This is a genomic window from Phycicoccus avicenniae, from assembly GCF_018139485.1.
In the GTDB taxonomy this organism is placed as follows: Bacteria; Actinomycetota; Actinomycetes; order Actinomycetales; family Dermatophilaceae; genus Phycicoccus; species Phycicoccus avicenniae.
Map to the genome: position 1 here is coordinate 1 of NZ_JAGSNF010000015.1, position 13,722 is coordinate 13,722.

Annotated in this window: 9 protein-coding genes; 4 read left to right on the forward strand and 5 right to left on the reverse strand. The window is 73.3% G+C overall.

What is annotated here, in order from left to right; genetic code table 11:
• The coding region (locus KC207_RS10440; RefSeq protein WP_211602971.1) for an IS30 family transposase at positions 1–202 on the forward strand (202 nt) is incomplete at its 5' end.
• Positions 203–334: 132 nt separating this feature from the next.
• Here KC207_RS10440 and KC207_RS10445 read toward each other — a convergent pair.
• Complete coding sequence (locus tag KC207_RS10445; RefSeq protein WP_211602972.1) at positions 335–2,113, reverse strand: 3-hydroxyacyl-CoA dehydrogenase family protein; 1,779 nt, start codon at positions 2,111–2,113, stop codon at positions 335–337.
• Between the two features lie 81 nt (positions 2,114–2,194).
• The gene (locus KC207_RS10450; protein WP_211602973.1) at positions 2,195–2,650 is read right to left on the reverse strand and encodes a hypothetical protein; all 456 of its coding nucleotides are present in this window, start codon (positions 2,648–2,650) and stop codon (positions 2,195–2,197) included.
• A gap of 93 nt (positions 2,651–2,743) precedes the next feature.
• On the opposite strand from KC207_RS10450, the gene nucS reads away from it, so the two are divergent.
• From nucS to KC207_RS10465, 3 genes are all read left to right on the forward strand, one after another.
• Entirely contained in the window at positions 2,744–3,439 is a 696-nt protein-coding gene (gene nucS / locus KC207_RS10455) for an endonuclease NucS (RefSeq protein WP_211602974.1), read from the forward strand.
• Positions 3,440–3,644: 205 nt separating this feature from the next.
• Positions 3,645–3,905, forward strand: coding sequence for a hypothetical protein (locus tag KC207_RS10460; protein ID WP_211602975.1), 261 nt, complete (start codon positions 3,645–3,647; stop codon positions 3,903–3,905).
• A gap of 109 nt (positions 3,906–4,014) precedes the next feature.
• On the forward strand, positions 4,015–4,551 hold the full coding sequence (locus KC207_RS10465) for a type 1 glutamine amidotransferase domain-containing protein (RefSeq protein ID WP_211602976.1): 537 nt from the start codon (positions 4,015–4,017) through the stop codon (positions 4,549–4,551).
• Between the two features lie 64 nt (positions 4,552–4,615).
• On the opposite strand, the gene KC207_RS10470 is transcribed toward KC207_RS10465, so the two are convergent.
• The 3 genes from KC207_RS10470 to KC207_RS10480 form a co-directional block, all read right to left on the reverse strand.
• Entirely contained in the window at positions 4,616–6,679 is a 2,064-nt protein-coding gene (locus tag KC207_RS10470) for an ethylmalonyl-CoA mutase (RefSeq protein ID WP_211602977.1), read from the reverse strand.
• A 111-nt stretch (positions 6,680–6,790) separates the two neighbouring features.
• The gene (locus KC207_RS10475; protein WP_211602978.1) at positions 6,791–7,123 is read right to left on the reverse strand and encodes an STAS domain-containing protein; all 333 of its coding nucleotides are present in this window, start codon (positions 7,121–7,123) and stop codon (positions 6,791–6,793) included.
• A 252-nt stretch (positions 7,124–7,375) separates the two neighbouring features.
• Complete coding sequence (locus tag KC207_RS10480; protein ID WP_211602979.1) at positions 7,376–13,570, reverse strand: Ig-like domain-containing protein; 6,195 nt, start codon at positions 13,568–13,570, stop codon at positions 7,376–7,378.
• Positions 13,571–13,722 lie beyond the last annotated feature (152 nt).

Below are 13,722 nucleotides of genomic sequence, written 5' to 3' on the forward strand. Positions count from 1 at the left end.
GTTCTGTGACCCCGGCGCTCCCTGGCAGCGCGGGACCAACGAGAACACCAACGGCCTCCTGCGCCAGTACTTCCCCAAAGGCACCGACCTGTCCAAGCACACCCAGGAAGACCTCGACACCGTCGCCGACGGCCTCAACAACCGCCCCCGGATGACCCTCGGCTGGCACACCCCCGCCGAAGCCCTCGCCGACGTAGCCTGACACCCCCGTTGCACTCACCGATTGAATCCGCCACCCCGCCGTTCTGCGTGTTGCCCGATCTCGACGAGTGGTGAGGCGTCGCGGCCGTGGGGTGGCGTCGCGGGGAGGGGTCGTCGGTCGAGACGGTATCGGTCAGGCGTAGGTGCGGAAGCCGCGGCCGGTCTTGCGGCCGAGGTATCCGGCCGTCACGAGGTGCTCGAGCAGCGGCGCGGGCGCGAGGCCCCGCTCACGGAACTCGACGTACAGCTCCCGCTCGATGGCGAGCGAGACGTCGAGCCCGACGACGTCGAGCAGCTCGAAGGGCCCCATCGGCAGCCCGCAGCCGGTCTTCATCGCCGTGTCGATGTCGTCGGCGGTCGCGTAGTTCGCCTCGAGCATCTTCACCGCGTCGTTGAGGTACGGGAAGAGCAGCGCGTTGACGATGAAGCCCGCCCGGTCGCCGCACGTCACGGCCGTCTTGCCGACCGTCTCGCACAGCCCCTGCACCGTCGCCGTGACGTCGGCGGACGTCGCGATCGTGTGCACGACCTCGACGAGCCGCATGACCTGCGCCGGGTTGAAGAAGTGCATCCCGATGACGTCCTGCGGGCGCGAGGTGACCTTCGCGCAGTCGATGACCGGCAGTGAGGACGTCGTCGTCGCGAGGATCGCGCCGGGCCGGCAGATCCGGTCGAGGTCGCGGAACAGGTCCTGCTTGACCTCCAGGTTCTCCGCGACGGCCTCGACGACGAGGTCGACGTCCGCGAGCGCCTCCCGCGCGGTCGACCCGGTGAGCCGGCCGAGCACCGCCTCGGCCTCCTCGGCGGTCATCCGCCCCTTCTCGACCGCCCGCGCCGTGCTGCGGGCGACCGACGCCCGCACCCCCTCGACCTTGTCCTCGGTCCGGGCGACGTACGTGACCGGCAGCCCGGCCTTCGCGAGCACCTCGACGATGCCGGTCGCCATCGTGCCGCTGCCGACGACCCCGACGGACCCGATGTCCCGCAGCTCGACCCCCTCCGGCACCCCGGGCCGCGGGGTGCGCGCGTCCGGCACGACCTCGGGCGAGCCCGGCGTCGCGTAGGTGTAGAAGCCGCGGCCGGTCTTGCGGCCGAGCATCCCGGCGCTCACCATCTGCTTGATGATCGGGCTCGGGGCGTGCAGGCGGTCCCGCCCCTGCTTGTACATCGTGTCGAGGATCTCGTAGGCGGTGTCGATGCCGATGAGGTCGAGCAGCTGCAGCGGCCCCATCGGGTACCCGCAGCCGAACCGCATCGCCGCGTCGAGGTCCTCGCGCGTCGCGTACCGGCTCTCGAGCATCGACACGGCGTGGTTGAGGTAGCCGAAGAGCAGCCGGTTGGCGATGAAGCCGGCCTTGTCACCGACGACGACCGGCTTCTTGCCGAGCCGCTCCGCGAGCGCCTTGACGTCGTCGAAGACGTCCTCGGCGGTGATGACGGTCCGGATGACCTCGACGAACTGCTGGACCGGCGCCGGGTTGAAGAAGTGCATCCCGACGACGCGCTTGGGGTCGGCCGTCGCGACGGCGATCTCGGTGACGGACAGCGACGAGGTGTTCGTCGCGAGGACCGCCTGCGGGGCGACGATCGCGTCCAGGGCCCCGACGACGCGCTGCTTGAGGGCGAGCTGCTCCGGGACGGCCTCGACGACGAGCATGCAGTCGGCGAGGTCGCCGAGGTCGCTCGTGTAGCGCACGCGCGCGTGGAGGGCGTCGTGCTCCTCCTGGGTGATCTTCCCGCGGGACAGGGCCCGGCCGGTGCTGCCGGCGAGCACCTCCCGGCCGTGCGCGACGCCGGCCTCGTCGGCGTCCACCGCGACGACGTCGACGCCGTTGCGGGCGAACACCTCGACGATGCCCGCGCCCATCGTGCCCAGTCCGATCACACCGACGGTGCTGAAGTCTCGCGCCATGTCCGGGATCCTCGCAGAGCCCCCGGCGGCGGACGAGGCGCCGACGGCGTGATGCTCCTTACCCCGGACGGCGCTCCGTCGTCACCAGTCGACGCCGGACGCGACGAGGTCGGCCTCGAGGGCGAGCCGCTCCCGGGGGTGGAGCGGGAGCAGCCCGACCGGCGGGACGAGGTCGGCGTGCCGACACAGGTCGACGAGGACGCTGTCGTAGGCGGCGAACGCGGCGCTGAGCCGGGCGGCGCGATGCGGCATGTCACTCGCGTCGATGCGCCGGATGTCGGCGGCGAGGCGGCGCAGCTCGAGGGCGAGCAGGACGGGCGGGACGGGCTCGGGACGGTCCCGCCGGACGACGCCGACGCGCTCGAGCCCGTCGACGAGCACGGCGAGCCGGTCGAGCACCCACCGTCCGGGTCCCGCGAGCGGCCGCAGCACCCGCGGCGGCTCGCCGTCCCCGGCCCACCGGATGAGCTCGAAGAGGACGACGTAGACGAGCCCGGGCAGCAGGACGATCCCCAGCGGCACCAGCGCAGCCCTCATCGGCCTCACCTCTCCCCGCCAGTGTGCGTCGCGGCGCGGCCCCCGGCAAGGGCTGCGGCGACGACCGCGCAGGTCGTCGGTAGGGTGCCTGCCGTGCGGATGGTCATCGCGACGTGCTCGGTCGACTACGAGGGGCGGCTCACGGCCCACCTGCCGCTCGCGACCCGGCTGCTGCTCGTCAAGGCCGACGGCTCGGTCCTCGTGCACTCCGACGGCGGGTCGTACAAGCCGCTCAACTGGATGTCGCCCCCGTGCGCGATGGCCGAGGTCGCCCCGGACGAGACCGAGGCCGCCGAGGGGGTCACCGCCGTCTGGGTCGTCCAGCACGCCAAGTCCGAGGACCGGCTGCGGGTCCGCCTCCACGAGGTGGTCCACGACGCCTCGCACGACCTGGGCGTCGACCCGGGCCTGGTCAAGGACGGCGTCGAGGCGCACCTGCAACGGCTGCTCGCCGAGCACATCACGACGCTCGGCGAGGGCTGGACGCTCTCCCGGCGCGAGTACATGACGGCGATCGGGCCCGTCGACATCCTCTGCCGGGACGCGGCGGGCACGCACGTGGCGGTCGAGATCAAGCGCCGCGGCGAGATCGACGGCGTCGAGCAGCTGACCCGCTACCTCGAGCTGATGAACCGCGACCCGCACCTCGCCCCCGTCACCGGGGTGTTCGCCGCCCAGGCCATCAAGCCGCAGGCCCGCACGCTCGCCGAGGACCGCGGCATCCGGTGCGTCGTCCTCGACTACGACGCCCTGCGCGGCATCGACGACAGCGAGCACCGGCTCTTCTGAGCCCTTGCCCACGGGCGCCTCCTCCTGCGAGCAGCGCCGGGCGACGGCCCCTCGAGCGTCCGACCTGCGCTCATCGTCCGTTCGGTGCGGGGCCCTGACCGATCACCCCATGCCCGGCGGGACCACCCGTTCCTAGACTCGAGGTGTCGGCACGACCCGTGCACGACCGCCGGGGACGAACCCCACGAGGACGCAGGAGAGGCCGATGACACTGCTCGTCGTCTACCTCGGCATCGCCCTCGCCGTGGCGCTCACGGGTCTCGCCGTGCGCTCCTCGTCGTCCCGGTCCGAGGACACCCGATGCGTCGGGTCGTGGTGCGTCCTCACCTGCCTCGCATGGCCGCTCACCGTGTTCACCGCGACCGCGATGCTCCTGCGCGACGACACCCGCCGCGAGGACGACGCCGCCGAGGACCCCTTCCTCGGCGCCCACGGGCTCGTCCAGCCCGGCACCGGCGTCCGCTGACCGAACCCGCGAATCGGGTCGCGCGTCCTGGAATGACCCGCGCCCGCACCCTGTTGGCGCTGGTGAGAGGCCTGAGCGGGTCTCGATCGTCATCGATCGAAAGGACGCCATGACCGACACGCAGCACAAGGTCGCCTTCCTCGTCGCCCCCGAGGGCATCGAGCAGGTCGAGCTGACCGAGCCCTGGAAGGCCGTCGAGCAGGCGGGCCACACCCCGGTGCTCGTCTCCACGGCCTCCGGCGAGGTCCAGGCCTTCAACCACCTCGACAAGGGCGACACCTTCCCCGTCGACGCGCTCGTCGCGGAGGTCGACGTCGCCGACTTCGCCGCCCTCGTCCTGCCGGGCGGGGTCGCCAACCCGGACGCCCTGCGCACCGAGCCCGACGCCGTCTCGTTCGTGCGCACCTTCCTCGAGTCCGGCAAGCCGGTCGCGGCGATCTGCCACGCGCCGTGGACCCTGGTGGAGGCCGACGTCGTCCGCTCCCGGACGCTCACGTCCTGGCCGAGCCTGCAGACCGACCTGCGCAACGCCGGCGCCACGTGGGAGGACCGCGAGCTCGTCGTCGACGACAACCTCATCACGAGCCGCAACCCCGACGACCTGCCGGCCTTCTGCAAGGCCGTGACGGACGCACTCGCCGGCTGACCGCCGACCGCACACCGACGCCCACCCCGTCCGCGGGGTGGGCGTCGTGTGTCCCGTGGCCCGGTCAGACGACGGCGCCGTCGGGCACGTCGAGCCCGCGGGAGGCGCGCACGACGTCGACGAAACGGTCCATGATCTCGGTGAGCCCGAAGTCCTTGGGGGTGAACACCGCCGCGACGCCCATCTCGCGCAGCCGCGCGGCGTCGGAGGACGGGATGATCCCGCCGACGACGACGGGGATGTCGCCGGCGTCGGCCGCACGCAGGCGGTCGAGCACCTCGGGGACGAGCTCCATGTGCGAGCCGGACAGGATCGAGATCCCGACGAGGTGGACGTCCTCGGAGACGGCCGCGGCGACGATCTGCTCCGGGGTCAGCCGGATGCCCTGGTAGACGACCTCGAAGCCGGCGTCCCTGGCCCGCACGGCGACCTGCTCCGCCCCGTTGGAGTGCCCGTCGAGGCCGGGCTTGCCGACGAGGACGCGGAGGGTCTCGCCGAGCTCGGCGCCGGTGGCGCGTACTCGGTCACGGACGCGCTCGAGCGCCTCGGTCCCCGTCGCGGCGCCGACCGAGCCCCCGACCCCCGTCGGCGCCCGGTACTCCCCGAAGACCTCCCGCAGGGCCCCGGCCCACTCCCCCGTCGTGAGACCGGCGCGGGCGCACTCCAGCGTCGCCGGCACGAGGTTCTCCTCGCCGCCGGCGGCCTCCCGCAGCCGAGTGAGGGCGGTCGCCGCACGGGCGGCCCGCTCGGGGTCGGCGTCCCGCTCCTCCCGCCACCGGCGGACGGCCGCGACGGCGGCCTGCTCGACGTCGGCCTCGACGGTCTGGATCGCCGTGCCGAGGTCGGCCGTCAGCGGGTTGGGCTCGCTCGACTCGAACCGGTTGACCCCGACGACCACCTCCTCGCCCGCCTCGATCCGGCCGCGTCGGCGGGCGTGCGACGCGACGAGCTCGGACTTCATGTAGCCGCTCTCGACGGCGGCGACCGCCCCGCCGGCCTCGGCGACCCGCTCCATCTCGGCGCGGGCACCGGCGACGAGCTCCTCGACCTTGGCCTCGACGACGACCGACCCCTCGAAGAGGTCCTCGTGCTCGAGGAGGTCGGACTCGTAGGCGAGCACCTGCTGGATGCGCAGCGACCACTGCTGGTCCCAGGGGCGCGGCAGGCCGAGCGCCTCGTTCCACGCGGGCAGCTGGACCGCGCGCGCCCGGGCGTCCTTGGACAGGGTGACGGCGAGCATCTCGAGGACGATCCGCTGGACGTTGTTCTCCGGCTGCGCCTCGGTGAGCCCGAGGGAGTTGACCTGCACGCCGTAGCGGAACCGGCGCTGCCTCGGGTCCTGCACCCCGTACCGCTCGCGGGTGATCTCGTCCCAGAGCCGGACGAAGGCCCGCATCTTGCACATCTCCTCGACGAAGCGCACCCCGGCGTTGACGAAGAAGGAGATCCGGGCGACGACCTCGCCGAAGCGCTCCGGCGGCACCTGCCCGGAGTCGCGGACGGCGTCCAGGACGGCGATCGCCGTCGACAGGGCGTACGCGACCTCCTGCACCGGGGTCGCCCCCGCCTCCTGGAGGTGGTAGCTGCAGATGTTCACCGGGTTCCACCGTGGGACGTGCGCGACGGTGTACGCGATCATGTCGGTGATGAGCCGCATCGACGGCTCCGGCGGGAAGGCGTAGGTCCCCCGCGACAGGTACTCCTTGATGATGTCGTTCTGGGTCGTCCCGGTGAGCCCGCGGACGACCTCGGCGGCGTCCTCGCCCGCCTCGCCGGCCTGCTCCTCGGCGACGACCTCGTAGAGCGCGAGGAGCCACATCGCCGTCGCGTTGATCGTCATCGAGGTGTTCATCCGGTCCAGCGGGATCCCCTCGAGGAGGGCCCGCATGTCGCCGACGTGCGACACCGGGACGCCGACCTTGCCGACCTCGCCGCGGGCGAGCGGGTGGTCGGGGTCGTAGCCGGTCTGGGTCGGGAGGTCGAAGGCGACCGACAGGCCGGTCTGCCCCTTCTCGAGGTTGCGGCGGTAGAGGGCGTTGCTCGCGGCCGCGCTGGAGTGCCCGGCGTAGGTACGCATCACCCAGGGGCGGTCCCGCTCGGGGCGCGGGGCGGCGCTGCTGTCGACCATGCGGGCACGCTAGCCCCGGGCCCCCGGGGCGGGTAGGCGCTCCCGCGGTGAGAGTGCCCACATCCCGGGGTGTCGGGCGGTGACCCTCGTCACCCGCGCCCGGGCGGCGGCTCAGCCGGCGACGACGGGGGCCGGGGTGGCGGGGTGGGGCGGGACGAGCAGCCCGTGCAGCCGCGCTCGGCGCAGCAGCCGCAACGTGCGGGGGCAGGCCTCGACGACGTGGACGACACAGCCGACGCGTCGGGCGTGCCGGCGGACCTCGACGAGCAGTCCCAGGGCGGTCGCGTCGCCGATCTCGGCCCCGGCGAGGTCGACGAGGACGGGACCGCCGTCGGCGCCGGCGACGACCTCGTGGAGGGCGATGCGGATGTCGGCCACGGTGCTCGCGTCCAGCCTCCCCTCGACGACGACGCGCAGCGCGTCCCCCGTCCGACACGTCGTCATCGACGCGACGCCTCGCCCCCGTGCGGCCATCGTCGGCCCCTTTCCCTCTGCGGTGCTCCCCTATGGACGCACGAGCAGCCCCTGCGGATACCGACGCCACGGTAAAGGTTCGGCAAAGAGTTGCCGCTGGCCGCTTCCTGCCACGCGTCGGGCCCCGGGCCGGCCCCCCCCCCCCCCCCGGGCGCCCCCCCCCCCCCCCCCGGGGGGGGGGCCGCGCCCCCCCCGCCCCCCCCCCCCCCCCCCCCCCCCGCCTCACCCGAGGGTCGGGGACCCTCCGGGACGACCCCGGTGACCGCTCGCGAGCGAGAGCCCGATGCCGAAGCAGAGGAGCACCAGCCCGAACCCGGCGAGGGGCAGCAGCTCGGAGCCCGTCTGCGCGAGCGACCCGCCGGAGCCACCGGTGCCACCGCCGGTGGACCCGCCGGCCGGCGGCGTCCCGCCGCCGGAGCCGACCGCGGCCTGCACCGAGAACCGCACGGAGTCCGGGTCGCTGACGTTGCCGGCGGCGTCCGTCTGGGTCGCCGTGACGACGTGCGACCCGTTGCCGAGCGCGTTGGGCACGGTCACCGACCACGACCCGTCCTCGTCGACGACCGTCGTCCCGACCGTCGTGCCGTCGACCGTCACGGTGACCGTGGCGCCGGGCTCACCGGTGCCGGTGACCTCGGGCGTCGGGTCGTCCGTCGTCTCCCCCTCCTCCGGGGTGACGATGACCGGGGGCTCCGGTGCGGTGACGTCCACGGTGAAGGTGACCGGGGACGAGACGGCGGACACGTTGCCGACGGCGTCCCGGGCCTGTGCCGTGACGGTGTGCGGACCCTCCAGGAGCGGGATGACCGGGGTCAGCGACCACCGCCCGTCCTCGTCGGCCGTGACGGTCCCGTACACGACCCCGTCGAGGGTGACCGTGACGAGGTCGCCCGGGTCGGCGGTGCCGGAGATCGTCGGCGTCGTGTCGTTCGTCGACGACCCGTCCTCCGGCGAGGTCACGACCGGCGTCGCGGCGCTCGTGTCGACGACGAAGGCGTTCGTCGTCGCCGGAGAGACGTTCCCGACGGCGTCCGTCGCCGTCGCCGACGCCGTGTGCGGACCGTCGACGAGCGGGGTGGTCAGCGGGAAGGTCCAGCTGCCCGAGCCGCTCGCGGTCGTCGTGCCCACGGGCTCGCCGTCGACGAGGACGGTGACGGTGGAGCCGGGCTCCGCCGTCCCGGACACCGTCGGCGTCGGGTCGGTGACCGTGCTGCCGTCGGCGGGGAGGGCGATGACCGGGGCCGCCGGGGCCGTCGTGTCGACGGTGTACTGCTCCGCCGCCGACGGGCCCGAGACGTTGCCGCCCGCGTCCTCCTGGGTCGCCGTGAAGGTGTGCGTCCCGTCCTCGAGCGGCGCGCCGTCCGGGACGGTGACCGACCAGGTGCCGTCGCCGGCCACCGTCACCGGCCCGTACGTGACCACGGTGCCGACGTCGGTGACGGTGACCTCCGCCCCCGGCTCGCCGGTGCCCGTGATCGTCGGCGTCGCGTCCGAGGACACCGCCGGGTCGAACGGGTCGATGACCGGGGCCTCCGGAGCCGTCGAGTCGACGACGAAGGACTCGGGGTCCGACTCGTCGGAGACGTTGCCGACGGCGTCGGTCTGCTCGGCGACCGCCGTCCACGTGCCCTCGGCGAGCCCGGTGAGCTCGACCGACCACGTCCCGGCGCCGGACACCGTCGTCGAGGCGGTGGCGGTGAGGCCCCCGCTCGTCGCGGTGACCTCGAGCGCGGCGCCCGGCTCACCGGTGCCCGTCACCGTGACGTCCGGACCGGGGTACGTCGGCGTCCCCGTGGGCGAGGTGATGACCGGCGCGTCCGGTGCCGTCGTGTCGACGGTGAACGTCGTCGTGTCCGACACCGGCGACTCGTTGCCGGCCTCGTCCGTCGCCGTGGCGGTCACCGTGTGCGGGCCGTCGGCGAGCGCCGTCGGCTGGTCGAGGGACCAGTCCCCCACGCCGTCGGCGGTCGTCGTCCCGACGGGGGTGCCGTCGACCGTGACCTCGACCGTCGAGCCGGGGTCCGCGGTGCCGACGTAGGTCGGCGTCGCGTCCGCGGTCGTCGAGCCGTCGGCCGGCTCGACGATGACCGGGGCGTCCGGACCGGTCACGTCCACCGTGAAGGTGTTGGTGTCCGAGTCGGGCGAGACGTTGCCCGCCGCGTCGGTGGCCGTGGCGTAGACGGCGTGGTCGCCCTCGGCGAGGTCGGCCGGCTGGTCGATCGACCAGTCACCGGCTCCGTCCGCCGTGGTGGTCCCGATCGACGCGTCGTCGACGAACACCTCGACCGTGGCGTTCGGCTCGGCCGTCCCGACGTAGGTCGGGGTGGTGTCGTTCGTGCTCGAGCCGTCCGCCGGGGCGGTGACGACCGGGGCGTCCGGTGCCGTGAGGTCGACGGTGAAGGTGTTGGTGTCCGAGTCGGGCGAGACGTTGCCCGCCGCGTCGGTGGCCGTGGCGTAGACGGCGTGGTCGCCCTCGGCGAGGTCGGCCGGCTGGTCGATCGACCAGTCACCCGCCCCGTCGGCGGTCGTCGTCCCGATGCTGGCACCGTCGACGAACACCTCGACCGTGGCGTCCGGCTCGGCCGTCCCGACGTAGGTCGGGGTCGTGTCGTTCGTGCTCGCCCCGTCCGCGGGCTCGACCACGACCGGAGCCTCCGGAGCGACCGTGTCGACGGTGAACGTGTTGGTGTTCGAGCTCGGTGAGACGTTGCCCGCCGCGTCGGTGGCCGTCGCGGAGACGGTGTGGTCACCCTCGGCGAGGTCGGTCGGCTGGTCGATCGACCAGTCACCCGCGCCGTCGGCGGTCGTCGTCCCGATCGACGCGCCGTCGACGAACACCTCGACCGTGGCGTCCGCCTCCGCGGTGCCCACGTACGTCGGGGTCGCGTCACTCGTCACGTCGCCGTCCGCCGGCTCGACGACCACCGGGGCCTCCGGAGCGACCGTGTCGACGGTGAACGTGTTGGTGTCGGAGTCGGGCGAGACGTTCCCGGCCGCGTCGGTCGCCGTCGCGAAGACGGTGTGCTCACCCTCGGCGAGGTCGGCCGGCTGGTCGATCGACCAGTCACCCGCCCCGTCGGCGGTCGTCGTCCCGATCGACGCGCCGTCCACGAACACCTCGACCGTCGAGTCCGCCTCGGCCGTCCCGACGTAGGTGGGCGTCGCGTCGGCGGTCGTCGAGCCGTCCGCCGGAGCGGTGACGACCGGGGCCTCCGGAGCGACCGTGTCCACCGTGAAGGTGTTGGTGTCCGAGTCGGGCGAGACGTTGCCCGCCGCGTCGGTCGCCGTCGCGAAGACGGTGTGCTCACCCTCGGCGAGGTCGGCCGGCTGGTCGATCGACCAGTCACCGGCACCGTCCGCCGAGGTGGTCCCGATGCTCGCGCCGTCGACGAAGACCTCGACGCTCGAGTCCGGCTCGGCCGTCCCGACGTAGGTCGGGGTCGTGTCGTTCGTGCTCGACCCGTCCGCCGGGTCCGTCACGATCGGGGCCAGCGGCGCCGCCGTGTCGACGACGAAGCTCGTCATCCCGGACATCGGCCCGGTGTTGCCGGCCTCGTCGGTCGCCTGTGCCGCCACGACGTGGTCACCGTCCGCCAGGTCGGTCGGCTGGTCGAGGGACCAGTCACCGGCGCCGTCGGCGGTCGTCGTCCCGACGGACGCGCCGTCGACGAAGACCTCGACCGTGGCGCCCGGCTCCGCGGTGCCGACGTAGGTCGGGGTGGAGTCGCTCGTCACGTCGCCGTCCGCGGGCTCGATGATGACGGGCGCTGCGGGGCCGGTGACGTCGACGGTGAAGGTGTTGGTGTTCGAGCTCGGCGAGACGTTGCCCGCCGCGTCGGTCGCCGTCGCGGAGACGGTGTGCTCGCCCTCGGCGAGGTCGGCCGGCTGGTCGATCGACCAGTCACCGGCACCGTCCGCCGTGGTCGTCCCGATGCTCGCGCCGTCGACGAAGACCTCGACGCTCGAGTCCGGCTCGGCCGTCCCGACGTAGGTCGGGGTCGTGTCGTTCGTGCTCGACCCGTCCGCGGGCTCGAGGACCACCGGGGCGTCGGGTGCCGTGAGGTCGACGGTGAAGGTGTTGGTGTTCGAGTCGGCCGAGACGTTGCCCGCCGCATCGGTCGCCGTCGCGGAGACGGTGTGCTCGCCCTCGGCGAGGTCGGCCGGCTGGTCGATCGACCAGTCACCGGCTCCGTCCGCCGTGGTCGTCCCGATGCTCGCGCCGTCGACGAGCACCTCGACCGTGGCGTCCGGCTCGGCCGTCCCGACGTAGGTCGGGGTCGTGTCGTTCGTGCTCGACCCGTCCGCGGGCTCGACGACGACCGGCGCGGCCGGTGCCGTGAGGTCGACGGTGAAGTCGGTCTCGGCCGACTCCGGGCCGGCGTTGCCCAGCGCGTCCGTCCCCTGGGCGGTCACGACGTGGTCGCCCTCGGCGAGCTCGGCCGGCTGGTCGATCGACCAGTCACCCGCCCCGTCGACCGGGGTCGTGCCGATGCTCGCGCCGTCGACGAACACCTCGACGCTCGAGTTCGGCTCGGCCGTCCCGACGTAGGTGGGCGTGGTGTCGTTCGTGCTCGACCCGTCGGCGGGCTCGACGATGACGGGTGCGGCCGGTCCCGTCGTGTCGACGGTGAAGGTGTTGGTGTTCGAGTCGGCCGAGACGTTGCCCGCGGGATCGGTCGCCGTGGCCGAGACGGTGTGGTCACCGTCGGCGAGGTCGGCCGGCTGGTCCAGCGTCCAGTCACCCGCCCCGTCCGCCGTGGTGGTCCCGATCGACGCGCCGTCGACGAACACCTCGACCGTGGCGTCCGCCTCCGCGGTGCCCACGTAGGTCGGGGTCGCGTCGCTCGTCACGTCGCCGTCGGCCGGCTCGACGACCACCGGGGCGCCCGGCGCGACCAGGTCGACGGTGAAGGTGTTGGTGTCGGAGTCCGGCGAGACGTTGCCGACCGCGTCCGTGGCCGTCGCGTAGACGGTGTGGTCGCCGGCGCCCAGGGGGTCGGTGCCGTCGATCGTCCAGTTCCCGTCCCCGTCCGCCTGGGTCGTGCCGATGCTGGCGCCGTCGACGAAGACCTCGACGCTCGAGTCCGCCTCGGCAGTCCCGACGTAGGTGGGCGTCGTGTCGTTCGTGCTCGACCCGTCCGCAGGGTCGGTGACGACCGGGGCGTCGGGAGCGGTGAGGTCGACGACGAACGTGCGCACCGGCGTCGGCGGGCTCTCCGCGCCGTTGACGGTCTGCGTCGCCGTCACCTCGTGCGACCCCTCGGCGAGCTCCGAGCCCGGCGGGACGGCGTAGGACCAGTCACCAGAGGCGTCGGCCGTGACCGGGGCCAGCTCGGTGCCGTCGAGGGTCAGGGTGACCGAGGCGTTCGGCTCGGCGGTGCCGCTGATCGTCGGGAGGGGACCGGTGGCCTCGCCCTCGGCGGGCTGCTCGATGACGGGGGCCGGCGGCGGGCAGTCGATCCCGCCCGTCGGGGCCGTGGCCGACACGGCCAGCGGGAGGAGTGAGACGTCGGCGGACGTCAGACCCAGAGCAGTCTCCACCTGGACCTCGAGGAAGTCCCACGTGGCCGAGGCCGACAGCCCGTCGGCCGACTCCGAGACGGCCGGCGGGTTGAGGGTCACGACGACGCTTGCAAGACCGAGACCGGTCACGTCCACGAACGCCTGGGCGCCGAGCTGCAGGGTGCTCGACCCGTTGGGTCCCGTCACCGTGACCACGGGGTTGTTGCGGGTGACGCTGGCCGTGCCCGCCACGCCCGTGGCCTCCGCGGTGATGACGGGGCTCTCACTCACCGTGATCGTGACGAGGCCTCCGAGGGCGGAGACGCCGGCCAATGAGCCGCTGGCGGTCGAAGTGACGGCGCGGTTGTAGGTCCCCGTCCCGGCCGACAGCCCGGTGCTCGTCGAGGACGACGAGACGCCGGTCGAGAGCAGCCCGGTGAGGTTGAGCCCCGCCGTCTGCGTCGCCGACTCGGAGAAGGTCTCCGACGGCACGCACTGGTCGTCGCCGGTCCACCGGGCGAGGTTGGAGTACGTCAGGGCACCGAGCGACAGGATGCCCGCGTTCACGCCCAGCAGGGCTCCGGTCTCGGCAGCGGGGTCGTCGGGCGGGGCGGTGTTCGTGTTCGCGCTCACCGAGATCGGGAGCCCGAGGACGTCGGCGTCGACGTTCGACGAGCCGGCACTGACCCGCGGGGTCGCTTGGCTGTCGGTGACGTCCTCACTGACGACGAGGCCGAGGTCGGCCACGCTGATCCCCAGCAGGTCCGTCGACACCCGAGCCACGCTCGACGAGGCCTGCGCCGTGAACGGCGCCGGCAGCGGCGCCGCCTCCGCGGGCCGTATCGCCGCCCCCGGCCACACCAACAGCACGATCATGCCGAACGCAATGAATGCATACCCCGAGAATCGCTTCATGCCAGTCCCTCACCCGACGAAATTGTCTGCGAATCCCCTGCTGCCGTGGACCGTACAGGCGTCGAGGAGGCCCCGCCCGTCGATCACGACATTCCTGCTGCAATTTTCCCGACATTGTTCGCCAGGCGGAGAATTGACACCGTTGTCAGACC

Bases quoted from the DNA above. Each gene is read 5' to 3' on its own strand.
- KC207_RS10480 (WP_211602979.1), bottom strand. From the start codon at position 13,570: ATGAAGCGATTCTCGGGGTATGCATTCATTGCGTTCGGCATGATCGTG.
- KC207_RS10460 (WP_211602975.1), top strand. From the start codon at position 3,645: ATGACACTGCTCGTCGTCTACCTCGGCATCGCCCTCGCCGTGGCGCTC.
- KC207_RS10465 (WP_211602976.1), top strand. From the start codon at position 4,015: ATGACCGACACGCAGCACAAGGTCGCCTTCCTCGTCGCCCCCGAGGGC.
- KC207_RS10470 (WP_211602977.1), bottom strand. From the start codon at position 6,679: ATGGTCGACAGCAGCGCCGCCCCGCGCCCCGAGCGGGACCGCCCCTGG.
- KC207_RS10475 (WP_211602978.1), bottom strand. From the start codon at position 7,123: ATGACGACGTGTCGGACGGGGGACGCGCTGCGCGTCGTCGTCGAGGGG.
- KC207_RS10450 (WP_211602973.1), bottom strand. From the start codon at position 2,650: ATGAGGGCTGCGCTGGTGCCGCTGGGGATCGTCCTGCTGCCCGGGCTC.
- KC207_RS10445 (WP_211602972.1), bottom strand. From the start codon at position 2,113: ATGGCGCGAGACTTCAGCACCGTCGGTGTGATCGGACTGGGCACGATG.